General features: G+C 42.3%; 13 protein-coding genes. 10 read left to right on the top strand and 3 right to left on the bottom strand.

All coding sequences use genetic code 11. The annotated features are described in order from the left end of the window. Positions 1-46: 46 nt before the first annotated feature. From gyrB to E3D81_RS07650, 5 genes are all read left to right on the top strand, one after another. On the top strand, positions 47-2,005 hold the full coding sequence (gene gyrB, locus E3D81_RS07670; protein ID WP_134777021.1) for a DNA topoisomerase (ATP-hydrolyzing) subunit B: 1,959 nt from the start codon (positions 47-49) through the stop codon (positions 2,003-2,005). 619 nt (positions 2,006-2,624) lie between these two features. Then, a complete protein-coding gene (locus E3D81_RS07665; protein WP_134777020.1) occupies positions 2,625-4,676 on the top strand; it encodes a helix-hairpin-helix domain-containing protein in 2,052 nt (683 codons plus the stop codon). Continuing rightward, positions 4,667-6,661 (top strand): ComEC/Rec2 family competence protein, encoded by a 1,995-nt coding sequence (locus tag E3D81_RS07660; protein WP_134777019.1) that lies wholly within the window; start codon positions 4,667-4,669, stop codon positions 6,659-6,661. The genes E3D81_RS07665 and E3D81_RS07660 overlap by 10 nt, the downstream gene beginning before the upstream one ends. Beyond that, positions 6,648-8,555, top strand: coding sequence for an ATP-dependent DNA helicase RecQ (locus E3D81_RS07655; protein WP_245153310.1), 1,908 nt, complete (start codon positions 6,648-6,650; stop codon positions 8,553-8,555). The genes E3D81_RS07660 and E3D81_RS07655 overlap by 14 nt, the downstream gene beginning before the upstream one ends. Positions 8,556-8,643: 88 nt before the next feature. Then, positions 8,644-10,923 carry a sodium-translocating pyrophosphatase gene (locus tag E3D81_RS07650; protein WP_134777017.1) on the top strand — a complete coding sequence of 760 codons (2,280 nt, stop codon included), beginning with the start codon at positions 8,644-8,646 and terminating at the stop codon, positions 10,921-10,923. A gap of 264 nt (positions 10,924-11,187) precedes the next feature. On the opposite strand, the gene E3D81_RS07645 is transcribed toward E3D81_RS07650, so the two are convergent. After that, a complete protein-coding gene (locus E3D81_RS07645; protein WP_134777016.1) occupies positions 11,188-17,106 on the bottom strand; it encodes an alpha-2-macroglobulin family protein in 5,919 nt (1,972 codons plus the stop codon). Between the two features lie 334 nt (positions 17,107-17,440). Next, positions 17,441-18,334 (bottom strand): LysR family transcriptional regulator, encoded by an 894-nt coding sequence (locus E3D81_RS07640; RefSeq protein ID WP_099366919.1) that lies wholly within the window; start codon positions 18,332-18,334, stop codon positions 17,441-17,443. A gap of 75 nt (positions 18,335-18,409) precedes the next feature. On the opposite strand from E3D81_RS07640, the gene hutH reads away from it, so the two are divergent. Genes hutH through E3D81_RS07615 form a run of 5 tightly spaced genes read left to right on the top strand, consistent with a single transcriptional unit; the run spans position 18,410 to position 25,165 of the window. Then, the gene (hutH, locus tag E3D81_RS07635) at positions 18,410-19,981 is read left to right on the top strand and encodes a histidine ammonia-lyase (protein WP_245153309.1); all 1,572 of its coding nucleotides are present in this window, start codon (positions 18,410-18,412) and stop codon (positions 19,979-19,981) included. A 2-nt stretch (positions 19,982-19,983) separates the two neighbouring features. After that, the gene (gene hutI, locus E3D81_RS07630) at positions 19,984-21,243 is read left to right on the top strand and encodes an imidazolonepropionase (RefSeq protein WP_134777014.1); all 1,260 of its coding nucleotides are present in this window, start codon (positions 19,984-19,986) and stop codon (positions 21,241-21,243) included. A gap of 12 nt (positions 21,244-21,255) precedes the next feature. After that, complete coding sequence (locus E3D81_RS07625) at positions 21,256-23,259, top strand: urocanate hydratase (RefSeq protein WP_134777013.1); 2,004 nt, start codon at positions 21,256-21,258, stop codon at positions 23,257-23,259. Positions 23,260-23,266: 7 nt separating this feature from the next. Beyond that, positions 23,267-24,253, top strand: a complete 987-nt coding sequence (hutG, locus tag E3D81_RS07620) for a formimidoylglutamase (protein ID WP_134777012.1) — start codon at positions 23,267-23,269, stop codon at positions 24,251-24,253. Between the two features lie 33 nt (positions 24,254-24,286). Continuing rightward, complete coding sequence (locus E3D81_RS07615; protein WP_134777011.1) at positions 24,287-25,165, top strand: pirin family protein; 879 nt, start codon at positions 24,287-24,289, stop codon at positions 25,163-25,165. A gap of 274 nt (positions 25,166-25,439) precedes the next feature. Here the strand turns inward: E3D81_RS07615 and E3D81_RS07610 are convergent, their stop codons facing one another. Continuing rightward, positions 25,440-26,372, bottom strand: coding sequence for a sulfurtransferase (locus E3D81_RS07610; protein ID WP_167554258.1), 933 nt, complete (start codon positions 26,370-26,372; stop codon positions 25,440-25,442). Between the last annotated feature and the right edge of the window lie 8 nt (positions 26,373-26,380).

Below are 26,380 nucleotides of genomic sequence, written 5' to 3'. Positions count from 1 at the left end.
TTTCGTATTTTTGAAAGTTAATCAACAGTAATATTAATTCATTTTCATGAGCGAAGAAAACAAAAAACCTTCAACGTATTCAGCGGATAATATCCAGGTTTTAGAGGGATTAGAAGCGGTACGTAAGCGTCCATCTATGTATATTGGTGATACGGGAGTAAAGGGTCTGCATCACCTGGTTTATGAAGTAGTCGATAACTCAATTGACGAAGCTGTTGCCGGTTATTGCGATGACATCGTTGTAACTATCCAAAAAGACAACGCTGTTTCGGTAAAAGATAATGGTCGTGGTATCCCTACAGGTATCAACAAAAAAGAGAATAAATCGGCATTAGAGCTGGTTATGACGGTATTGCACGCCGGTGGTAAATTCGATAAGGATACGTATAAGGTATCTGGAGGTTTGCACGGTGTGGGGGTTTCCTGTGTGAATGCCCTGTCGACCTTATTGCGTGCAGAAGTTCATCGTGAGGGTAAGATCTTTGTGCAGGAGTATGCACAGGGTAAGCCGCAATTTGATGTAAAGGAGATTGGTGAGAGTGACAAAACAGGAACTATTGTAACATTCCATCCGGATCCGGAGATCTTTACAACAACCATCGTCTATAACTATGATACCTTAGCAAACCGTTTGAGAGAGCTTTCTTTCTTGAACAAAGGGATTCGATTGACATTGATCGATGAGCGTGAGGTATTGGAGGATGATTCTTTCCGCCAGAATATCTTTTTCTCAGAAGGTGGACTGCAAGAATTCGTGAAGTTCTTGGATGGCAATCGCCATGCCTTGATCCCTGAACCGATCTATGTAGAAGGAATCAAACAAGGTATTCCCGTAGAACTTGCTTTGCAATACAACGATACATATGCGGAGAATGTACATTCTTATGTAAATAACATCAATACCATCGAAGGTGGTTCTCACGTGGCTGGTTTCCGTAGAGGTTTGACCAGGACGTTGAAGAAATATGCCGATGATTCAGGTTTATTGAAGAACTTAAAAGTAGAGATTACAGGTGATGACTTCCGTGAGGGATTGACTGCGGTAATTTCTGTTAAAGTTGCTGAACCTCAGTTCGAGGGGCAGACAAAAACCAAATTGGGTAACTCTGAAGTAATGGGTGCGGTGGATGTTGCCGTTGGTGAGATCTTAAGTGCTTATTTGGAGGAGAATCCGAGAGAGGCAAAACAGATCGTACAGAAAGTGATCATTGCTGCCCAAGCACGTGCTGCGGCTCGTAAAGCCCGTGAGTTGGTTCAACGTAAAACGGTTATGGGAGGTTCTGGTTTACCAGGTAAACTGGCCGACTGTTCGGATAATGATCCAGCGAGCTGTGAGATTTTCTTCGTCGAGGGAGATTCTGCGGGTGGTACGGCTAAGCAAGGTCGCGACCGTAGAACGCAGGCGATCATGCCTTTGAGAGGTAAGATCCTAAACGTGGAAAAGGCTATGGAACATAAGATCTATGAAAACGAAGAGATCAAGAATATGTTCACAGCATTAGGGGTTAGTATTGGTACCGCCGAGGATTCCAAAGCATTGAATACCGACAAACTTCGTTACCACAAGATTATTATTATGACGGATGCCGATGTCGATGGATCGCACATTGCGACTTTATTGTTGACATTCTATTTCCGTTATATGAAGGAGTTGATTGAGCGTGGATATGTTTATATCGCTACTCCTCCTTTGTATTTAGTGAAGAAAGGTAAGGATTTCCAATATGCATGGACAGAAGATCAGCGTTTGGCCGCTATTCAGCGCTTAAAAGGTGCGGGTAAAGAGGATAGTGTTCATGTGCAAAGGTATAAAGGTCTTGGTGAGATGAACGCGGAACAATTATGGGATACTACGATGGATCCGGATAAGCGTACGTTGCGTCAGGTGACGATTGAAAATGCTGCGGAATGTGATCGTATTTTCTCGATGTTGATGGGCGATGAAGTTGCTCCTCGTAGGGAATTTATCGAAGCGAACGCGAGGTATGCGAAGATTGATATTTAATTGGTAGATATTAGATGATAGATATTAGACGATAGATATTAGCGTGAAATATTTGAGAAAGGCAGTTCATTTTGAACTGCCTTTTTATTTGGGTGGAATTTTAGCTTAGGGAGCCCGCGTCATTGCGAGGAGGTTATCTCGTCCTTGCGAGTCGGTACGCCCGCCGTCATTGCGAGGAGGTACGACGAAGCAATCTTTGGATTCATGTCATCCTGAGCAGCGTCGAAGGATCTGTACGGGTACCAAATGTAGATCCTTCGACTTCGCTCAGGATGACATGGTTTGAAAGATTGCTTCGTTCCTCGCAATGACGGAGGTGGCTTCTATTTGGCTTCTAGATGTAAGCATAGTTTAAAGAGCGTGTAAGTATTATGCAAGTGCCTTTTAGCACTTACACCTCACTTAGAAGTCACTTACACCTCACTTGAAGTCAGAAGCAAATCTTTGCTTAATAACAACCTAGTAACAAACAAATAACAACCCAATAACAACCCAATAACAACCCAATAACACCCAAATAATATCTTAATAACAACCTAATAACAACCCAATAATATCCCAATAATATATTTATAGCATATTGATTTTAAATATTTTACATAAATAAAAACATCAAATTATGCGTCGATATATCTTCTTTCTTTTTCTCCTCATAACCCTTTTCCCCAACCTCTCTAATGCCCAAACCGAAGAAAAAATCCTAGAAGAAATATCCTTATCCGCATCTGATCCTGATGTCTTCACCGAAGATCTTACCGCACAGCTCGAACTCCTAAAACCTCTCCAAAAAAATCCACTAAACCTCAATACCATCTCCGAAGAGGAACTCCAACAACTTTTCTTCCTCTCCGCCAACCAAATCAATCAATTCTTCCTACACCGACAAAAATCAGGACCCTTCCTTTCCGTTAATGAACTGCAAGTCATTCCAGGATTTACCAACGAAGTGATTACCCTTATGCTTCCTTATATCACTGTAAAACCAAGCAATACCTTTAAACTATCCGATCTCCGTAAAAAATCCCTCGATAACTCGGCCTGGTCCATGTTCACTTATTCCAGGACCCTACAACCCGCTAAGGGCTACCAAATAACAGATCCTGAACGGTCCAAATATCTGGGCAGTCCAGATCGTTTATTGGCCCGATTTCGATGGAGCCACCAGGATAAACTCCTCTTTACCCTAAACATGAAAAAAGATCCAGGAGAACCATTCTTCGCCGCTAAACAACGATATGGATTCGATTATTATGCAGGTTCTATATATTACCGAAACATTAAACAAGCAAATCATCTTATCCTCGGAGATTTTCATGTGCAGCTTGGGCAAGGGCTTATAGTCTGGACTGGCCCGCAATTTGGGAATCGCAATGCCATAGCTCCGATCCTCCAACAGCCCATAGGCATCAGACCTCATACCGGCATGACCGAAAGTCGTTTCTTCCGGGGAATTGCAGCCTCTTTTATAAAAAAGAATTTTCAATTCATCCCTTTCTTATCCTACAAAAAAGAAACTGCCACCTTAAACCACCTACCGGATTTCGGTTGGGTAGTGACCTCCATCAATTACAGTGGTCTCCATCGAACGCCTTCTGAACAAAGAAATCGACAGACTACAGGAATTTTCAACGCCGGAACTTCCATGCATTGGTCAAACCTGAACTGGAAATTAGGTCTGGGCTATCTGTACCATCAATTGCAATACCCTTTACAACCACGACCAACCTATTATAATCAATATCGATTCAGGGGAACCACCCTCCATCAGTTGAATGCCCATTATCAATACAGCTTTTATAATCTGCTGTTGTATGGAGAAACCGCCCATAGCTTATCTTCGGGTTGGGCAAATTATCACGGTCTAACAGCCAGTCTTGGTCGAAAGTTTTCCTTCAATATCCGATATCGACATTATCAACCCAATTATCAGCAATTCTTTGCACAATCTTTCCAAGCACAAAGTAATCTAGGAAATGAACAAGGAGCCTATTTGAGCTTAGCCTATCATCCTTCCCGAAAATTCGATTGGATATCCAGTTTCGATTATGTTCAATTCGAGAAACCAAGGTATCGCGTTAGATTACCTTCGGAAGGTTGGCTGTTCCAGTCCCAAATGAGCTATATCTGGTATAAAAAGGGATATTTAAGACTCCGATATCAGTATAAATGGTTCCAAGAGGATTTTCCAGCGGAAAGTAAACTGCAAAGTAGGATAGCTAACGTCTTGCGGCATCAATTAAGGTTGAATTTTCAATATAAACTGACAGACAGTTGGATGCTCAACAATCAAGTAGAAGGGAGGCATTTTGCCAAAGATGCCGCCTATCCTAAAAGAGGATTTTTAGCACTTCAAGATCTGATCTGGAAAAACCCTGGAAATCCGTTTTCTGCAAACCTCAGGTTGGCTTGGTTCAATGTGGATAGTTATGATGCAAGAATCTATACCTATGAAAGGGATGTTTTGTATGCATTTTCCTTTCCATCATTTTTCCGAAAAGGCATCAGAACTTATGCAAATATAAAATACCGTATTGGAAAGTCCTTGGAGTTCTGGGGAAAGGCTGCTCATACCCATTATTTTGGGATTGATGAAATGGGATCGGGATTAGATCTCATCGCGGGAAATCAACGGACAGACATCAGGTTCCAGATCCGGTATTCATGGAATTAGAGAAAATAGTATTAGGTAAATACATATTCGTATTCCTGTTCTTTTTCTTGGTTTTAGGATATGTAATAGCCCAGTACATAACTTGGTCCAGCCCTCTTGTCTTAATTTTATGGATAGCAGGTGCATTGGTTTTGATGATCTATCACAACCGAATAATCCAAAACCATTATAAAGCAAATGCCTGGATAATAGCTTTATTGCTCACTATTTTTTCCTTGTTGAACATGCATCAACATTTGCCAGCCACAAGGTTGAAAATGGGGAAAGATCAACAGGTTTTGGCGAAGTTAATTTCTGAACCTAAAATTACGAAGCGACAGATACGCATGGAAATAATGATCTTGGAAATTCAAGGGCAATCCATAAAACCTTCCAAAACCTTAGCCGTATTATGGAAAGATAGTCTTTCTAGTTTCCCTTTTCATTTAGGGGACCAAATAAGCTTTAAAGCGCATTTAAAATCCATAAAACCAGCCTATAATCCACATCAGTTTGATTATAAATCCTATTTAAAAAGCAAGGGGATCTATTTTCAAAGTGAGGGGAAGGCCGAAGAAGTAAAGCTCATAAAAAGATACTCAGGATGGAATTTTTCCTACTGGGCAAGAAAACAACAAAAGCATTTTGCTGATAAATTCAACACCTTGATGAAAGCTAAAGAAGCTTTTCAGATAGCTTCGGCCATTGTTTTTGGGTATCGAACAGATTTTTCGGAAGAGATTACCCAAACCTTCGCCAATACCGGAACAATCCATATCCTAAGTGTATCGGGCTATCATGTGATGCTGGTATTCTGGTTTTTAAATATCATCCTTAAAAAATTTGATACCTACCTAGGAGGTCCTGCTTGTAGGTATATACTGGTCTTGATCATCATATGGCTCTATGCAGCCATCTGTGGCTTCGCACCACCTATCCAACGGGCAGCTTTGATGATCAGTATTTTTATTATTGGCCAATGGCTGCATCGTTTCCAATTTTCTGTTAATTCCTTGGCGGCCTCCGCCTTTATATTGCTCTGCTTTGATCCACATATGCTCTTTGATATCGGTTTTCAACTGTCGTACTTGGCCGTGTTAGGATTGATCCTATTCACTCCCTTTTTTAAAAGTCTGATGAATCATGATAAAAGCATTTTTAAGAAAATGATTTCCTTGCTTGCCGTTTCCTTATCCGCACAATTGATCACTACTCCGCTTGCCTTATACTATTTCCATCAGTTTCCAACTTACTTTTTGCCGGCCAATGTGCTTTTTACACTTCCATCCAGCATGATGGTTATTGTTGGTGGTATCTTAATGATAAGTCCTTTCCAAGGCATCAATACCTACTTCGCCATAATTTTGGAAAATATCATCACGTACAGTTATTCCATGCTAACCTGGATGGATAACTTACCAGGTTCAAGTATAAAAGGGCTTCAAATGGATGGATATGCCTTAGTCATAAGTTATTCAATATTACTTTTATTAAGTGTCGCCTATTATTTCAGACATATAAAATCCCTGTTTCTTTGTCTCCTAATGTCTTGCTTGCTGGTTGGTTGGGGTGTTTGGAAGACCTTTTCCAAGCAACACTTTAACGGGATAAGATTATATAATGTCCAGAAGGAAATTGCTTTTGCCATTATAAATAATGGCCATGTTTCGTTGTTTAGCAGTATGGATTCCATACAGGACAAAAGATTGAAATATGCCGTTTGGCCAGACCTGGAAAAGTTTAAAGCCTTGAATGAGATTCAGTTTGTCCGATTAGAGAATTGGATGGAAGGAAGCATAAGCTTCCAGGGGGAGTTATGTTTAATCAGGAACAACAAACTTCCTAAACAGCTAAATGCTACTGAAACATGGATATTTGATGCATCCAATACGGAGCGTTTTATCCAGGAATCCATCGCTTTATTGGATGCCAAAAAGCAGCCCTACTATATTTTGAAGGATAATTTTGCGTATGTTTGGGAGAATAAGGCACATGGAAAAGACTAGTCTGGAAATATTAAAGCAGTATTGGGGATACGATCGGTTTCGGCCTTTGCAGGAAGCCATCATCCATGATGTATTATTAGGAAAGGACACCTTAGGCTTGATGCCAACCGGTGGAGGAAAGTCCCTTTGTTTTCAGGTTCCAAGCCTGCAGATGGAGGGTATATGTATCGTTATTTCTCCTTTGATCGCCCTAATGAAAGATCAAGTCGAGAACTTGCGTAAAAGAGATATTCCTGCCATAGCCATCTTCTCAGGAATGAGTTACCGTGAGGTGGACATTGCGTTGGACAACTGCATCTTTGGGAACATCAAATTCCTTTATCTAGCACCAGAAAGGCTCTATTTAGATCTTATACAGGAGCGGATCAGGCATATGAAGGTCAATCTCTTTGCCATCGATGAAGCACATTGTATTTCCCAATGGGGATACGACTTCAGGCCACCTTACCTTGAATTATCTAAACTCCGTGAACTCCAACCTAATGTTCCTTTCTTGGCATTAACGGCCACGGCCACACCCAAAGTGGTAGAGGATATCCAAGAAAAGCTAGGATTTCGAGAACGGAATGAATACCGGATGAGTTTCCGAAGGGAAAACCTAGGTTATATGGTTTTTGATGAGGAGAACAAGATGAACCGCATGTTGCGTGTCATCAAGAAGATGGGAGGCTCAGGGGTAATCTATGTAAGGAATAGGCGGGAAACACAGGAGGTAGCTAGGTTTTTGCTCAACCACGGGGTACCTGCTGATTTTTACCATGCTGGGCTTGATATGCCTAGCAGGATGAAGAAACAGGAAGCCTGGACAAATAACCAAGTACGGGTCATTGTTGCCACCAATGCCTTCGGCATGGGGATCGATAAGCCCGATGTTCGCTTCGTTGTCCATTTGGACTTACCGGATTCCTTGGAAGCCTATTATCAAGAAGCAGGAAGGGCCGGAAGGGATGGCAAAAAAGCATTCCCGGTATTGCTCTATCAACAAGCTGATAGGGATAACCTTTGGCTAAATATCGAAAATGATTTTCCGGATGTTAAATTTATCCAACAGGTATATCATTATCTTTGCAATTATTTCCAGATAGCCTATGGTGCTGGAAAAGGCCTGGTCTATGATTTTGACCTCGTTGAATTTGCTAAAAAATATAAACTGGAGGTTCTAAAGACCATCAGTGCCCTCAAATTTCTGGAAAGGGACCGATGGTTGAGTTTGAGTGAGTCGGTCTATATTCCTGCTCGATTTAAATTTGAAGTGGACTTTCAGGAACTCTATAAATTCCAAGTGCAAAGCGCCTTTTTCGACCCATTAATAAAAGCTATCCAACGTCTCTATGGAGGAGTTTATGATTATTTTGTGCCCATCAATGAGTTTGAATTGGCAAAGCTGATCAAAAAGCCTTATGAGGAAGTCGTTAAGATGCTGACCATGATGCAGACCCAGGAAATCGCGACTTATCTTCCCAAAACCGATGCGCCACAATTGGAATTCCTGCAGGCTAGGGTAGATTATAAAAACCTCTACATCGATACCCAGTTTATTGCGATGCGAAAGGCCTATAAACAGGAGCAGGTAAAGGCCATCTACCAATATCTGGACGAAAAGCATTGTCGAAGTTTGGCTATTCAACGCTATTTTGGCGAGGAAGGCGAAGAGGTATGTGGTGCCTGCGACCTCTGCCTTACCCGCGATTTCAAAACCAACGAGTCCGAAAAAATAGCCTTGGAAATCCAGCAACTTTTGATCGCAAAGCCCATGTATCTGTATGAATTGATCGAAGCCTTACAGATTGGCAAGGAGGAACTCCGCCTGCAGACCTTGCGCAGCCTACTGGACCAGCAGAAAGTCCTCCTTCAGGACGGGTTGTATTCCTGGAATGGTCTATTATACCGATAATCAATAAGTTATTTATACGGTGTTCTGGTTATTGCTTCTTTATTTGATAAAAAAAATGATAAATTAGTGATAACCAAATAAACTTTCTATGGAACAATTTATTATCTATTTACCAGCAGTCTTGGCTGTTTTGGGTCTACTCTTCATGCTGGTTAAGTCCGGATGGGTAAACAAACAGGATGCAGGCGATGGCCACATGCAAACCATTTCCAAGAGCATCAAAGAAGGAGCGATGGCTTTCCTAAAAGCAGAATATCGTATCCTATTGATCTTTGTTGTCATCGCATCCGTTGCGCTTTTCTTTGTATCCACCTTGGTGGAAACCACGCATTGGATCATTGTGGTCGCTTTTATTTTTGGTGCCTTTTTTTCTGCCCTTGCCGGAAATATCGGAATGCGGATCGCTACGAGCGCCAATGTAAGGACCACGCAGGCCGCTAGAACGAGCCTACCTCAGGCCTTAAAAGTTTCCTTTTCGGGAGGTACCGTAATGGGGTTGGGCGTTGCAGGATTGGCTGTTCTCGGTTTAAGTATTTTCTTTCTTTTGTTTCTAAAAATGTTTGTGACCAATGGTGGTGATTTCGTTCATGAAATGACCATTGTATTGGAAGCCTTGGCTGGATTTTCCCTAGGGGCGGAATCCATTGCCTTATTTGCACGTGTGGGAGGTGGTATTTACACCAAAGCAGCAGATGTGGGGGCAGACCTTGTGGGAAAGGTGGAGGCCGGTATTCCGGAGGATGATCCACGGAATCCAGCTACCATTGCTGATAACGTAGGCGATAATGTGGGCGATGTGGCCGGGATGGGAGCGGATCTATTTGGCTCTTATGTGGCAACGGTTCTAGCATCTATGGTGCTGGGAAATTATATTATCCGAGATATGTCGGAAGCTTCGGGCACTGCCTATACGGATGCTTTTAACGGAATGGGACCTATTTTATTACCAATTGTCATTGCAGGAGTTGGTATTTTGGCATCCATACTTGGAACCTTCCTGGTGAAGATTTCCAATAATGACGCTAAGGAGGCGCAGGTTCAGCGAGCCTTGAACATGGGGAACTGGACTTCCATTATTTTAACGGTGATATCCTGTTATTTCCTGATCCAATATATGCTTCCGGAAACCATTCAGATGAAGTTCTTCGGAGAAGGTTTTAAGGATATATCTCGCATGAATGTGTTCTATTCAACGATTGTTGGATTGGCTGTTGGGGGATTGATATCTTCCTTTACGGAATATTATACAGGTCTTGGTAAGAAACCGGTTCTGAATATTGTGCAGAACTCCTCCACAGGAGCCGCAACTAATATCATTGCTGGTTTAGCAACTGGGATGAAATCTACTTTTTCTTCCGTATTGTTATTTGCTTTGGCGATCTGGGGATCTTATACCTTGGCGGGTTTTTATGGGGTTGCGATTGCTGCATCTGCGATGATGGCGACGACGGCTATGCAACTGGCTATTGATGCATTTGGACCTATTGCGGATAATGCCGGTGGTATTGCAGAGATGAGCGAATTGCCAAAAGAAGTGCGCCAGCGTACCGATGTATTGGATTCGGTGGGGAATACCACAGCTGCGGTTGGTAAGGGTTTTGCTATTGCCTCGGCAGCTTTGACCGCATTGGCTTTGTTTGCAGCCTATGTGACTTTTACGGGTATCGATGGTATCAATATTTTTAAGGCGGATGTATTGGCAGCTTTATTCATTGGTGGAATGATTCCGGTGGTGTTTTCAGCTTTGGCAATGCAGTCTGTTGGTAAGGCAGCGATGGATATGGTGAATGAGGTAAGAAGGCAATTCCGGGAGATTCCAGGGATCTTGGAAGGTACTGGGAAGCCTGAATATGGGAAGTGTGTGGATATTTCTACAAAAGCGGCTTTAAGGGAGATGATGTTGCCTGGGGCGATTACGATTATTACACCGATTATTGTAGGGTTTGTGATGGGAGCGGAGGCGTTGGGCGCTTACATGGCTGGTGTTGCGGTATCAGGGGTGTTGTGGGCAATCTTTCAGAATAATGCAGGTGGAGCTTGGGATAACGCGAAGAAGTCTTTTGAAGCAGGGGTGATGATCAATGGGGAGATGACTTTTAAGGGTTCTGAGGCGCATAAAGCTGCGGTTACGGGGGATACGGTAGGGGATCCTTTTAAGGATACTTCTGGACCGTCTATGAATATTTTGATTAAGTTGACTTGTTTGGTGGGTTTGGTGATTGCGCCGATATTAGGTGGACATCATTTGAAGGAAATGAGTAAGAAGGAAAAGGCGGGGGATAAGCAGGAGATGGTTAGTAAGGTGGGTAAGCAGGAGTTGGTTAGTAGGGTGGGTAAGCAGGAATTGGTTAGTAAGGTGAGTAAATAACCCGTCATTGCGATAATCTACGTCATTGCGAGGAGGCACGACGAAGCAATCTTTGAACTCTGTCATCCTGAGCATCGTCGAAGGATCTGTACGCTGATAAACGAACAGATGGTTCGACTACGCTCACCATGACATATCGAAAGATTGCTTCGTACCTCGCAATGACGCGGTTTTATTAGCTTGCGTACCTCGCAATGACGTGGCTCCCGCAATGACGTGGCTCTCGCAATGACGCGGTTTCTACTTAAAGTTCTACTTAAAGTTCTACTTAACAATACTCATTTCCACATTCTCCGATCTTGCGTTAACCGTCGGATCATACATACATTCCAAGGTCGTGATCCCCGAATTAAACCTTCCCAGATTATTCGCCTTCACCTCATATTCATAAGTAAACTTCCCTTTACCCAATCGATCAAAGAAATAATTTGTCGAAGCATCCTTCATCGTAAAATAAAACCTCTCCCAATACCTATACCCCGAAGGCTGATACACAGGTTCCACGCCAGAAGGTCTACTATCCTTCAAATGCACATATTGCAAAGGCTTATCATTTATCACCGTAATTCTCACCTTAATCTTCTCACCAAGAACAGCCTGATTACTCACCACCCATTTTCCTTCCCTTTCCACCAAGTATTCCTTGCTCACCTTAATCTCGTTCGTACTGCTCTTTACATCCTCCATCGGCACAAAATATTGATGATAAATTCCACCAAAAATATTCCGAACATTATTGTTCTTCACCGAAAACCGGGTATCCTGTTTAAGTTCCTCCTTTGGAATTACCTTCGATGCCTGACCCAAAACCTTATCATCCATAGCCAGCTCATTTCCATTCATCCGCACCGACACCGTATTCTCCAACGAAAAGTCCTTCGGATTATTTGCCAATAATATCGCATAGATCGCATCCACCGTCATCCAGGTACTGTACCAATAATTCGTTTCCTTCTTATAAAAGAACCACTGACTGATCGGCATCAATTTGCTTGGATCATGCATTTTATAAGCTTCCAAAACATAAGCCTGCATGGAGATGCCATTGTAATATTTTTCATTACTCTCCCAATACATTCCTTTCAGTTCATCCAAGATCACCTCCTGCTGCAGCCTATTCCTGATCTCTGTCGATTCTTTACCTGTTCCGAACAATTGATTCACGATCCATGCTTTAGCCGCAACTCCTGCAGGTCTATTTGCTGTCAACAACGGCGCTATAGCCACTTTACTCTTCAATTTCGCTTTAATAGCCTCCGAAATAGGGAACTCAGCAGACCAATATCTCCTTGCATATAGATAATCCAAGGCCGTACTTTCAGTAGCCTTAGGTCCAAATACTGTACTTGTTGTATCCAAATAACTGGTCAGTTTTGGAAGGATGCCCTTCATATCTTTACTGATCAAGCTCTTGTCCAGGGTCAATGTTTTACCCATGATCTCCAGGATCCGGATGGAAATATAAGGATCCGCTTTGCCACCATCAAACCAAGGGAATCCACCTTCACGGGTCTGATTCTTGACGATCTTCTCCTCGATAGCCTTTAGCTCTGACGGAAAGTTCGAACGGAATAATTTTGCCAATTCCTGCAATTTCTTGCCATCATTTTCAATGGACTTCAACCAAGGCATTTCCTCCAGTTTGAAACTGTTCAACTCTGCATTGGATTCCATTTTACTTTGTTTTTCCTCCGTATTCAGTTTTCTGAAATAATCGGAAATTGCTGGATAGCTCTTGTCCACATATTGCAGTACTTTAAGGGCAAACCATTTGCTTGTCAATTGCTCTGTACATTCGTATGGATAATTCTTCAGGTAATCCAATGCCGAAATAATCTCCAGAATAGGATTGCTTTGGATCTGAACCTTAGCCTGTACATTTTCCTTACCAGCTATTTTGATGAGGTAATCTTTTTCTTGATCCGGTTTCAGCATGATCTTCTCCGAATCGGTTATCAGCACCTTATTGGTCAGGATCGGAACCTCGGATAGTTCACCATCCGAGAATTCATCTGTTCCTGCAATCACTTTGATCTGAACCGTTGGATAACCAGCAGGTATTTTTAAGGTCCATTCTATTAATCCATGCGTATTTTCCTGGGTTTCAAAACGGGTTATCGCTTTTTCACCAATAAATTTATTGCTGATCACCTCATTGTTTTCCGGGTTGATGATCTCGATCTTTGCCGTTCCTGAAAGTGCTTTCTTACTCAGGTTTTGGATCTGTGTTTTGATCACAATTTCATCCCCTTCCCGGAAGTAACGTGGTAGATTCGGTCGCACCATCAATTGTTTCTGGGTTTGGGTATAGAAGGTAGCAGATCCAGCATTCAATTCCTTGTCATGGGCAAATAACTGCAATTTCCATTTGGTCAATGCTTCCGGCGAATCAAATTCAAAGGAAACATTTCCCTCAGCATCCGTGTAAAGGGTAGGGAAGAAGAAGGCCGTTTCCTGAAGATTGGTTCGGGTCTTTACATCCGATAATTGCTCATTCGCCTGTTTCCCGAGCCTACTGGTTAAAATAATAACACCATTTGCCCCCTTTGATCCATACAGAGCAGTCGCTTCGGCATCTTTTAAGACCTTAAAATCCGCAATTTCATCCTTATTGAAACTATTGAACTCTTCTTGACTAACAATTTCGCCATCGATGACATATAGGGGATCATTAGTATTTAAAGAGGATGTTCCGCGGAGCATTAAACTTGGTGATGCATTCACTCCTGCTACTTTCCCAGCTGCAGTAACAGTAACTACTTCCTCGATGACTTGACGACGTGAGGATTCGTGAACTCCATCCGAGTAGGCGAAATCATAAACTTTATTTTCTCCCCAATATGGCGTAATCCAAAGACCATAATTTTTTATACTTGGGAATTCGGTGCCTTTTGTATTCCTTACTTTAAAGTTCCTAAATAGGGAGTAAGAACCACTCGATGCATAAAAATTGCCATACATATGGTGGTAATAATAGGGTTGGAAATATGGATATTGCTTGGAAAGGGATGAGCTGAAATAATTACCCTGGAAAACATCCAATGAAGCATCATACATACTGGCCAATACCTCCGCCTGCATCTTCTCCTCTTTTTTAGTGATGGTAAAACTCCATTTTTCTTTTTGTCCAGGCGTTATCTTATCCCGGAAAGTTTGGGTCTTGATCTCCACCGACTGGTTTTCCCTTTCAATTGGGATGTGGATAGGTAAGGACGACAATTTGTTGTCGAAGATCAACATAGCATGGAACTGCATATTATTGTTCAGCTGTTCTTCGGTAATCTTGAATTTATAGATAATTTTCCCATTATTCCAGGACAATACCTGCAAAGGAAGTTTTTTGTTTCCAATCTGGCTGAATAAATAAAGACGCTTTACTTCTTTTAGATCCGTAAATAGTTTCAGGGTCACTTCATCGCCCTCTTTATAACTCGGCTTATCCAAGGTATAGGTTAGGAATTCAGAATTAAGACTTTTTCCAGTCGCTTTATCAAATACACTTACCAGGGCTTGTGCTCGGATACTATCCCGGCCTTGAATGGATAAAGCTTTGATGAAATATCTTCCACGTCCAAATAGATTAGAATCTATTCTAACCAACGTGGTATCCCGAGTATCGAAAGAATAGCTTTTGATCAGTTCTGATTTTTGATCACCAATAAATACATCATCAAATATGGTCGGGAAATATTTTTTATATTCCGAATTGGAAAATAAATGAAAGTCTACATCCCTAAAATAACTCCGCATGTGTTCCGGAACCACAACAGTAGGGTCTTTTATTTTCAAGATCTGTACATCGCCAGCAAATTTCAGGGGTTGATTATTGTTATTTAAGGTGTGGACCTGGATGGAAGACCATTTATATTCTTCTACATTCCTTGGCGTTTGAATTTGTATCCGCCATGGTTTATCACTGTATTGATGACTGGAAGCTGCCGATTGCATTTCACCATTCTGATTGACTACCTCCACCTCATAATTCAGTCTGAAATCGGTAAATGTTTGGAAGGTGGAATCCATCAATGGAACTTTGATGGTAAATTTTCCAAGTTCATTGGTCGTCGTAGTCGAATCGACAAAAAGACCATTTTTATACTGCTTACCCCGAGCGCTATAGTTTACTTTATAATGTACACTTGCGCCGACCAAAGGCGCACCATTTAAAGACATGGCTTGACCTTGGAATATGGCCGTATCTTTTTTGGTATAGGTTTCTTTATTGGTTTCCAGCTTAACCTCAAAGGTAGGTCGTTTATACTCCTCTACCCGAAAGCTTATTTCGCCAATCTGCAGCTCCTTCTGTTGAAAGGATAATCTAAATCGACCAGCCAATATGGGGCTTGGTAGGTTGAATTCTCCATGAATGGATCCATAAGCATTGCTTGTCAGTTCCAATGAGTCAATTTTTCTGAAATTTACATCATGTAAATAGACCTTGATTTTCTGATCGGCCAATACCCTGCCTTTCAGATAGTGATCATTGTAAATGATTCCTTTGAAGTATAAAGGTTGGCCGGGTCTATAGATGCCGCGGTCTAACATGGCATTTATCCTGACTTCACCCTCAATTTCTTCTTTTTCTTGATCGTATCGGACATGATCAGCTGTTTCCGGAAACTCCGATAGATCTATAAATTGATTTTCATCAGCTAAATAAATATAATAATCATTAATATCCGTGATGTCTTTCTTTTCGTTTGTTTTGAAATGATAGAAACCTCTTTGGTCTGTTTTTATCTTCTGGATTAATTTCAGAGGATTTTTATCATAGAATTCGTAGAGGCTGAATGTTTTGTTTGCATAGGGTTGCCCGGTCCTTCTGTTGATGAATAAAGTATGATACTCTTCGTTGTTTTCATTTTCTTTTTCGAAGGTTGCCGAAAAGAAGAAATCAGTGATATAGAAATTATTGATACTTACCTTTTGGAATTTATCATCATCCTTAAAAGCTGCGTTATTGGAGATCAAGATGGTATAATGGCCATACGGAAGGGGATTAATTTTATAGATGGTGCGCTTAGATTCTCCAACTGCTAGGTCTTTTATGGGTATGACTTCCTCATAGGCCAGAGGTGCATCTAAGCTGTTCACGAAGGTCGTACTATCATATTTTACTGTAAATTTTTTCAGTTCCTTCGGATGGTTGGTTGTGCGATAGACTCGGATATAAAGGTTGTCTACATTCCTCAGTCTTAAACTAATCGGTAAATAGGAATTCTGCAACTGGAATTCCTTCATATCCATTCCTATTTCTACTCTTTTAATGTCCTCATTCAGGTTTTTTGCATTATTTAGCCAAGGAGAATTAGGGTAATTTTTTTCAGCTTCTTCAACCAAGGCTAAGGCTTCCTTCTTATTTCCCATATAAAAATGTTTATATGCCATCTGATAAAGCAAATAAGCATTATAATCACTTGGATAGGTTTTCATGATATCCCGTAAGGCTTGGAAGTAGAGGAGGTTGTTATTTGCTTTTATGGTTGGATTTTGGGAAGCAAAAAAAGTGGCGGAAATTTTATAGTCTTCGTTTTTATTTAAGGCCATGATTTCCTGATGAAGATTTTGATAAGCACTTTTATAGCTGACCATATCTTTTTTAAGAAAAGATAGGTAATTGATGCTTAGATAATGGAATAGGGTAGGTGTGAGTTGTATATTATTAAGATCCGAAAACATGGAACTCCATTTCTCTGTTTTTTCTTTTTTTAATCTGAGTTTGTTTGTTAAAGAGAGCTTATAAAGGGAATCGATTATATCCCATTTTTGATTATGGTCTGCCGCTACAAATTTATTGCTCGAATTGCTGAGGTACCTGTGTAGGTTGTTTTCGAGGAAGGAGGCATAAAAATTATAGAGTACATCTTTTACCAAGGGTTTGGCGGTGGAGATGTTATTCTGGAAAAGCTGGTCGATTTTTTCGAATTGGTTATCGTCGTTGGTATTAACAGTTGCGACTTGGGTTTCTGCCAAAAAGGCTCTTAACCAGAGGGCGTCATCTTTTCTTTTTATGGATTCAGCTTTTATTGTTGCGAGCAAGGGTAAGGCTTGTTCGTAATTTTTTATGCTGAATAGGCGATCTACTTCCAACCATGTTTTGGTAAGATCATTTGTTTGTGGAGAGATTTGTCCTATTGAAAATAAGGGGATGAAGAGGAGGAGAATCCAGAGTGCTTTTTTCATAATGGTGTTGGTAAGTTGATGAATGCCATATGTTTTTATTCATCTGATGCAAGATAATATAGATTTCCATAATGGTGGGGTAAAAAAATATTTTATTTTGTTTATTTCCACGTCATTGCGAGGAGGCACGAGGAAGCAATCTTTGGCCTTTGTCATCCTGAGTGGTCTCTGTCATCCTGAGAGGTCTCTGTCATCCTGAGCGAAGTCGAAGGATCTGTACGAGTACCACATGTAGATGCTTCGACTGCGCTCAGCATGACATGAAGGAAGATTGCTTCGTCGTGCCTCCTCGCAATGACGCCCCCCCAATCATGCAAACCTCCCATCAACCCCTTCACTTAATCATCTTCTTCACAATATCCAACAACAACCCCAACCCCGGGTTCCTATTCTCCTCGTTCCATACCAACGACAATGTCGTCCGTTGTGGAAGATGGCTCAAATCCAAAAAATCAACATGAGTATGATACCCCTTTTTCAAGGAAGATGGCACGATCGCCACGCCCAATCCCTGACTTACCAGATTAAAAATACTCAACGCATTCACCGTCTTCAACGTCACATGCGGCTCAAAACCATGATCATAAAAAATACTCATCACCAAATTATAATACGAACTACTATAATCCTTCGAAAAAAGTATAAAAGATTCCTTCTGATAATCCAAGATATCCACCTTTTTAATGTTCTTGTTCTTCGCATCCTTCGGAACCACCAAACTAAAATGATCCGTCAACACCGGAATCGATTTTAATGGCGGAAAAGCTTTTTCCATCCGAACAAAACCAAAATCCAATTCATTCTTCAGCAACATCTCCAATTGAAACTCATTGGACAACTCATTCAAGGTAATATCAATCAACGGTTGTTCATGCTTTAGGCTAACCAATAATTCCGGCAGCACAGTCTGCACCGCCGATCCGATAAATCCCAATTTCAAGGAAGTAAGCTTCCCCTCCTCGATCTTTTCCACCTGTTCCTTGATCTTCCCTAATTGGTTAAACAACAGATCCACCTCCATCTGCAGGTATTGGCCCGCAGGCGTTAGAGAAACCTTCCGCTTATCCCTTTCAAACAATTGAGCCTGATAATAATCCTCCAATTGCTTGATCTGCCTCGATAATCCAGGTTGCGCAATAAACAAACGTTCTGCTGCACGCCTAAAATGCAGTTCCTCCGCCAAAACCTTAAAATAATGCAGATGTCTCAGTTCTATTTGATAATTCATAGTTATCAATTGATGAAAAAATTGGTATTACTAATTATCAAATATAGCGGCTAAATTTGATAGACACAGATAATTATGATGAAAATATTTAAATACGGTGAAGATTTTTTGAGCAGTTCCCAAGCTGTCTCTATTGCAAAAGGAGATTTAAAAGGTGAATTGAGCGAGGAAAGCAAAGCAAAAGTAAACCAAAGTGCCCAATATGTACAAGATATTGTTGATGCCGGAAAAGTGGTTTATGGTATCAATACAGGATTTGGTCCATTGTGTACTACCCTGATTGGTGCTCAAGATACCCGTAAATTACAAGAGAACATCCTGATGAGCCATGCCGTAGGTGTGGGTGAGGCCATCGATAAAGAATTGAGTAAATTAATGTTAATCCTGAAAGTTCAAGCTTTGGCAAAAGGATTTTCAGGGGTTCAATACAGCACCATCGAAAGGATCATCTGGCACATCCAAGAGGATGTGATCCCTGTGGTTCCAAAACAAGGTTCAGTAGGTGCATCGGGCGATTTAGCGCCTTTGTCCCACTTGTTCCTTCCTTTGATCGGTTATGGAAAAGTATGGCAGGACGGAAAAGAGGTTTCTACCGCTGAGGTATTGAAGAAACATAATCTTACTCCTGTTGCCCTTGGCGCTAAAGAAGGATTGGCCTTGATCAATGGTACCCAGTTTATGGCTGCTCATGGCGTTAAAGCCGTGGTAGAAATGAACCGCCTGATGAACAATGCCGACCTGATCGCGACCCTGATGATCGAAGGATTGAATGGCTCCATCAAACCTTTCTATACTGAATTACATCAATTAAGACCGTATAAGGGAAATAGCTTTGTAGCTGCTACGGTTTTTAATCTCTTAAAAGGTTCCGATATTCTTGAATCACATAAAAATTGTTCCCGCGTTCAGGATCCATATTCCTTACGTTGTATCCCACAGGTTCATGGCGCATCCCGCAATGCCTGGTTACACTTCAAGGAGATCATTGAAACGGAGATCAATGCTGTAACAGATAATCCAATCATCATCAACAATGAATTGACCATTTCTGGAGGTTCTTTCCATGGTCAACCGATCGCTCTTCCGTTAGATTACGCGACCTTGGCCGTTTCTGAATTGGGAAATATCTCCGATCGTAGGGTTTATCTTTCTTTGGAAGGCGAGACCAATGGCGTTCCAAAATTATTGATGAAAAGCACTGGATTGAACTCTGGTTTTATGATCCTGCAATACAGTACAGCAGCAATCGCTTCTGAAAATAAAGGATTATGTTTCCCGGCAAGTGCCGATAGCATCCCAACTTCATTGGGGCAAGAGGACCACGTTAGCATGGGTTCGATTTCCGGAAGGAAATTATTACAGGTGTTGGATAATGTGGATAAGATATTAAGTATCGAGCTATTATGTGCTGCACAAGCGAAGGATTACCATGCACCGTTGAAATCTACGGCGGTAGTGGAAGCCATCCATCAGTATGTGCGTAAAAGCATCCCGCATATCGAAGAGGACCAACCTATGACCGATATCCTAGATGCGGCTTTAGCATTGGTGAAATCGGGTGAATTGGTTGAGTTGGCCAAAGAGGTTTCCGAGAAGGAAGGTGTGCCTTATTTCGGTACAGGTGTAGAATATTTCGAAAACTATTAAGCATGAACAAAGCACTCACGTTAATAGGACCCTTTAAGCAATTGGTCAGTATGGCCAACCTGCCGATGAAAGGGGCGTTAAAAGATAGCCAATTACAGATCCAGGAAAATGCAGGAATCCTGCTGGAAGGGGATAAAATAAAGGCTATTTCAAATTTCAATGATTTAAAGACCCAATATGGCCAGGAAGCAAACTTGATCCTTTTACAAGGTGACCAGGTGGTTCTTCCAGGTTATATCGATTGCCATACCCATATCGCTTTTGGCGGAAACCGCGCCAATGATTTTGCCATGCGTAATGCCGGTAGTTCTTACCTGGAAATAGCGGAAGCCGGCGGTGGGATTTGGAGCACGGTTAAACATACTAGGGCATTGTCGGAGGAAGAATTGACCGAGGTGATCCTTAAACACGCAGATGCTTTATTGGAGCAGGGGATTACCACCATCGAGGTGAAAAGTGGGTATGGATTGAATGTGGCAGAGGAATTGAAAACCCTCCGCGCTATCAAAAAGGCGAATGAAAGCAGTAAAGCAGAATTGATCAGTACCTGTTTGGCTGCACACATGTGTCCGAAGGATTATGAGGGAAGCCCGGAATCGTATCTGGAATGGATCGCAGAAGAATTATTCCCAGTCCTAAAAGCGGAAGGATTGACCAATAGGATAGATGCCTTCGTCGAAAAAAGTGCGTTTACCGCAGAACAGACCAAACCGTATTTCGAAAAGGCAAAAAGTATGGGCTTTGATATTACGGTACATGCCGATCAGTTCAGCACTTCCGGTTCGGCTTTGGCCGTTGAGGTAGATGCGGTTTCGGCTGATCACTTGGAAGCTTCCACTGCAGAAGAAATCCAAGCCTTGGCAAATTCCAATGTGGTGGCTGTTGCACTACCTGCGGCATCCTTGGGAATTGGGTGTGCATTTACACCTGCCCGAAAATTATTGGATGCCGGCGCATGTTTGGCCATCGCCACTGACTGGAATCCAGGTTCAGCACCGATGGGGAAATTGATCGAAAGTGCCAGCATTTTGGCATCCATGGAAAAACTGAGCAATACCGAAGTGTTTGCCGGTATAACTTTCCGCGCGGCCAAAGCATTGAACTTAAAAGATAGAGCCATCTTGAAAGCTGGAGCTTTAGCCGACTTTATCATCTATGAAACAGCTAATTATCAGAATATCACCTACCTGCAGGGTTCATTAAAACCTGCACGGGTATGGAAATCCGGAATGGAAGTATTCCGCAAAGGCGAAAACCTTTAATACTAAAGAACAATGAATTTTCAAGAAACCATTATACAAGGCATTCCGAAAGAATTGCCTGCAAAAACCAAACTAGATCCAAGTGTAAGCCATGCGCCCAAGCGCAAGGCCATATTAAATAAAGAAGAGGAGAAATTGGCGCTACGTAATGCACTGCGTTATTTTCCGAAAGAATGGCATGCCGAATTAGCAGCGGAGTTCTTGGAAGAACTTCGTGAATATGGACGAATCTATATGTATAGGTTCAGACCTACTTACGAAATGTATGCACGTGGTATTGAAGAATACCCTGCAAAAAGCCAACAGGCTGCAGCTATAATGCTGATGATCCAGAACAACCTGGATCCTGCCGTGGCACAACACCCGCATGAATTGATCACCTACGGTGGTAATGGTGCAGTGTTCCAGAACTGGGGACAATACTTAGTGACGATGAAATATCTTGCGGAAATGACCAATGAGCAGACCCTGCACATGTACAGTGGTCATCCGATGGGTTTATTCCCATCTTCCGCTCATGCGCCAAGAGTCGTGGTAACCAATGGGATGATGATCCCCAATTACTCCAAACCAGATGATTGGGAAAGGTTCAATGCCCTAGGGGTTACCCAATATGGGCAGATGACCGCAGGATCCTATATGTATATTGGTCCGCAGGGTATTGTGCATGGCACAACGATCACGGTCATGAATGCTTTTAGAAAACACCTGAAAGAAGGCGAAAGTATTGAAGGGAAAGTATTCCTTACATCAGGATTAGGCGGAATGAGTGGTGCTCAGCCGAAAGCAGGTAATATAGCAGGTTGTATTACGGTATGTGCTGAAGTAAACCCTGCCGCAGCGACCAAACGTCATGAACAAGGATGGGTAGATGTGTTGGTCGACAACATGCCTGATTTGATCGATCGCGTAAGAACAGCCATGAAAAACAAAGAATTGGTTTCCATTGCCTATATCGGCAACATCGTGGATGTATGGGAGCAATTCTATGAAGAAGATATTTTTATAACCGTGGGATCAGACCAGACCTCTTTGCACAACCCTTGGTCTGGCGGATACTATCCGGCAGATATCAGTTTTGAAGAGGCCAATGAACTGATTGCCCACCATCCGGAACGTTTTGCCCAAGAAGTACAAAAAACTTTGGTAAGGCATGCGAATGCAGTGAATAAACATTCCGCTCGCGGGACATATTTCTTTGACTATGGTAATGCCTTTTTATTGGAATGTAGTCGTGCCGGAGCTGATGTATTTGCTGCAGATGGGGTGAATTTTAAATATCCTTCCTATGTGCAGGATATCCTAGGCCCAATGTGTTTCGACTATGGTTTCGGACCGTTCCGTTGGGTTTGTACCTCCGGAAAGGCAGAAGACCTACGTTTAACAGATCAGATTGCTCTGGAAGTGATGAAAGAGATCCAAGTGGATGCACCTAAAGAGATCTACCAACAAATGGCAGATAACATCAAATGGATCGAAGAAGCGGAGAAAAACAGGTTGGTCGTAGGTTCTCAGGCGAGGATCCTCTATGCAGATGCTTTGGGAAGAATGCGCATTGCAGAAGCTTTTAATAAGGCTGTGGAAGAGGGTAGACTTTCCGCGCCTGTGGTTCTCGGCAGGGATCACCACGATGTGAGTGGTACGGATTCTCCATACCGCGAGACCAGCAATATCTATGACGGCAGTAAATTCACAGCCGATATGGCCATCCATAACGTGATTGGTGATAGCTTCCGTGGAGCAACCTGGGTATCTATACATAATGGTGGTGGCGTAGGTTGGGGCGAAGTAATCAATGGTGGTTTTGGGATGTTGTTGGATGGTAGCCAGGAAGCCGATCAGAAATTGAAACAGATGTTGTTCTTTGATGTGAACAATGGTATTGCCCGCAGAGCTTGGGCAAGGAACAAAGAAGCTCAACAAGCTATTGAAACCGAACTTAAACGTACTTCTACACTACAGGTAACACCTGCCATTTTAGTGGAAGAAGATATAATTTCTAACCTTTTAGACTGATAATATTATGGAGGCATTAGTACAAGTTTATTACCAACCCGTAGACAGAAATCTTTGGACAGGGAGAATTGATGGGACAGATGAATCATTTTTGCGTTGGCATCAGAAAATAGAACTAATAGATCTGAATGATCAACCTCCATTAAAAGGTAAAATTGTTTTTTTGGGTTTTGTCTGTGATGAGGGCGTTCATAGGAATCAAGGTCGGGTAGGGGCCAAGGAGGCTCCTGAAGCCCTACGGAAATCCATTGCCAATCTCCCGGTTCACTTTGATGGCAAGACCAAATTACTGGATGCCGGAAATGTAGTCTGTGTTGGAGAGGAGCTGGAAGAAGCTCAGCAGGAACTAGCAAACAGGGTAACACAGATCGTGAAAGCTGGTGGTTTTCCAATTTTATTGGGAGGAGGCCATGAGATCACCTATGGACATTTTAAAGGATTACAAGCTGCTAAATCAGGAAAGATTGGCATCATCAATATTGATGCTCATCTTGACATCCGTGCCACGGCAGATGGAAGAGCAAATTCAGGTACTGGATTTTACCAGATTGCAGAGGAAGCTAAACAGAACAATAGCGCATTCCGTTATATGGCCATCGGTATTCAGGATATCAGCAATACCAAAGCCCTGTTCGATTATGCAGATTCAATGGGTACTAAAATCGTGAAGGCAGAGAATATCCATCACGAACAGATCGATCCGATCATTCAGGAAATATTTGAATTTGCGAACGCTGTAGATCATGTCTATCTAACTATTGATATGGATGTATTCTCACCGGCATTTGCGCCCGGTGTGAGTGCATCCTCCTTTCAAGGAATCATGCCTACGCATGGCTTCTACCGCATTTTTGAAACCATCATGAACTTGGACAATCTCCGTAGTATGGATGTGGCAGAACTGAATCCTTTGTACGATATTGATAACCGTACAGCCCGTTTGGCAGCCAATCTTATTTTTAAAGCTGTTCAGAATCTATCTTCAAATGCTTAAATTAGTTAAGTATTTAAAAAAATAGGGAGAGACATGTCAAATATTGATTTCATAAAAGAAGAAACCGCTGCGGATATTGGGAATTTTATGGTGGGAAGGTTATTGCCTTTCCGTCAGAAAAGAAGTATTGGTCCTTTTGTATTTATTGATCATATGGGGCCAGCTTGTTTGGCAGACCATGAAAACCTGGATGTTGGTCCTCATCCGCATATCGGTTTATCCACGTTGACCTATCTTTTCGAAGGATCTATTTTTCATCGGGATAGCATTGGTTCGGCCATGGAGATCAAACCTGGTGCGGTAAACTGGATGACCGCTGGAAAAGGGGTAGTCCATTCGGAAAGAACGCCTGAGTATCTGCGAACCAAGGATAAGTTCTTGCATGGCTTGCAGATTTGGGTTGCTTTGCCGAAGGAATTGGAGTTTCAAGAACCGGAATTCCATCATGTGGAAGCGTCGGATATTCCTGCTTGGGAAGAGGATGGTGTAAGTTATAAATTGATTGCAGGGGAAGCTTTTGGGAAGAAATCGCCAGTTCCGGTACATAGTAAATTGTACATGATGGAGATCAAAGCGAGTAAGGATGCGTTGATTGATATCCGGGGTGAGCTTTATGGCGAGAGTGGTTTGTATATTTTGGAAGGGGAGATTTCCAGTAATGGCCATGATTATGCGCCTAAGCATATTTTGATTACGAAGGACGCGCATTTATGTTCTTTTGAGATGAAGGCTGGGACGACGGTGTATATTTTTGGTGGGGAGCCTTTTCCGGAGGAAAGATTTATTTATTGGAATTTTGTAGCGACTTCAAGGGAGATTATTGAAGAAGCGAAAGATAAATGGCGGAAGCATGAGTTTCCGAAAGTTCCTGGGGATGATGGATATGTTCCCTTGCCGGAAGCTAGGAAGTAGGGGGGTACTTGACATTGGGACGCCTTTTGGCGTCATTGCGAGGAGCTACTGCGTCATTGCGAGGCCTTCCGTCATTGCGAGGCACGAAGCAATCTTCCTTCATGTCATGCTGAGCGAAGTCGAAGAATCTACAATTGGTACCCGTACAGATCCTTCGACTGCGCTCAGGATGACAGAGACCTCAGGATGACAGAGACCACTCAGGATGACAAAGTCCAAAGATTGCTTCGTCGTACCTCCTCGCAATGACGTAGGTCTCGCAAGGACGGAAATATTACCGTTCTATCTGCGTATCCTCTCTCGCTCCCCATTCGCTCCAAGACCCATCATACACCGCCACATTCCTGCTCCCCAAATGATAAGCGGCCAAGGCCAATATCGCTGCCGATACCCCAGATCCACAAGTGAATATATTCCTATTTCCTAAAGGCTTATTTCCAATCGGCTTACTATCATCATCCAAAACATTTTCCGACATCAATTTCTCTTCTGAAACCATCTTCCCATCCGAAACCAACTTCCCTTCAAAAATCAGCTCCAACTCCTCATCCTCCTTATAATCAATCCCATCCAGCACCCGATCAAAAGGAATATTCTTAGACCCTGGAATATGCCCCGATTTTAAGCCCGCCCTTGGCTCCGGAGCAGTTCCATGAAACCTTCCCTCACTTCTCGCATCAACGATCATCTGACCATCCAATCCCAACCTCTCCATCAAATCCTCCGTTCCAATCATCCAATCCTTATCCTCCTTGGCCACAAAATCACCTTCCAAACCAGCAACCTCCCTATAAGCATCCACAATCGGCAATCCAGCAGCCTTCCAAGCTGGCAATCCTCCACGCAAGACATATACCTCTTCAACGCCCATCAATTTAAACATCCACCACGCCCTAGGACTGGAATAAATCCCCCAACGATCATAAACAATAACCTTATCCCCTTGATTTATCCCCAATTTCCTCGCTTCCCTTTCAAATACGGCAGCATCCACCATCGTATGCGGATAAACACTTCCATGATCAGAAAAACCTCCCTCAATATCAAAGAACAAACTCCCAGGAATCAGTTCCAACCGATCCCGATCCATTTTCTCATTAACCTTATCAATGGTCGCATCCAATAGCACCACCTGATCATCATTGATCATCTGCAAGGCAACATCCGTACTAATCAGCGGGCTTTCACGCATATCCATCTTTTCCATAATCATTC

It is taken from the genome of Sphingobacterium sp. CZ-2 (assembly GCF_004526235.1).
Classification (GTDB): domain Bacteria; phylum Bacteroidota; class Bacteroidia; order Sphingobacteriales; family Sphingobacteriaceae; genus Sphingobacterium; species Sphingobacterium tenebrionis.
Note: the sequence above shows the minus strand (reverse complement) of the source record. Positions and strands in the feature narration are given on the sequence as shown.

Excerpts from the sequence above, each read along its gene's own strand:
- E3D81_RS07640 (WP_099366919.1), bottom strand. The coding sequence starts at position 18,334 with ATGAATTATCAAATAGAACTGAGACATCTGCATTATTTTAAGGTTTTG.
- E3D81_RS07625 (WP_134777013.1), top strand. The coding sequence starts at position 21,256 with ATGAATTTTCAAGAAACCATTATACAAGGCATTCCGAAAGAATTGCCT.
- E3D81_RS07655 (WP_245153310.1), top strand. The coding sequence starts at position 6,648 with ATGGAAAAGACTAGTCTGGAAATATTAAAGCAGTATTGGGGATACGAT.
- hutH (WP_245153309.1), top strand. The coding sequence starts at position 18,410 with ATGATGAAAATATTTAAATACGGTGAAGATTTTTTGAGCAGTTCCCAA.
- hutI (WP_134777014.1), top strand. The coding sequence starts at position 19,984 with ATGAACAAAGCACTCACGTTAATAGGACCCTTTAAGCAATTGGTCAGT.
- E3D81_RS07660 (WP_134777019.1), top strand. The coding sequence starts at position 4,667 with ATGGAATTAGAGAAAATAGTATTAGGTAAATACATATTCGTATTCCTG.
- E3D81_RS07645 (WP_134777016.1), bottom strand. The coding sequence starts at position 17,106 with ATGAAAAAAGCACTCTGGATTCTCCTCCTCTTCATCCCCTTATTTTCA.
- hutG (WP_134777012.1), top strand. The coding sequence starts at position 23,267 with ATGGAGGCATTAGTACAAGTTTATTACCAACCCGTAGACAGAAATCTT.
- E3D81_RS07650 (WP_134777017.1), top strand. The coding sequence starts at position 8,644 with ATGGAACAATTTATTATCTATTTACCAGCAGTCTTGGCTGTTTTGGGT.
- E3D81_RS07615 (WP_134777011.1), top strand. The coding sequence starts at position 24,287 with ATGTCAAATATTGATTTCATAAAAGAAGAAACCGCTGCGGATATTGGG.
- E3D81_RS07610 (WP_167554258.1), bottom strand. The coding sequence starts at position 26,372 with ATGGAAAAGATGGATATGCGTGAAAGCCCGCTGATTAGTACGGATGTT.
- E3D81_RS07665 (WP_134777020.1), top strand. The coding sequence starts at position 2,625 with ATGCGTCGATATATCTTCTTTCTTTTTCTCCTCATAACCCTTTTCCCC.
- gyrB (WP_134777021.1), top strand. The coding sequence starts at position 47 with ATGAGCGAAGAAAACAAAAAACCTTCAACGTATTCAGCGGATAATATC.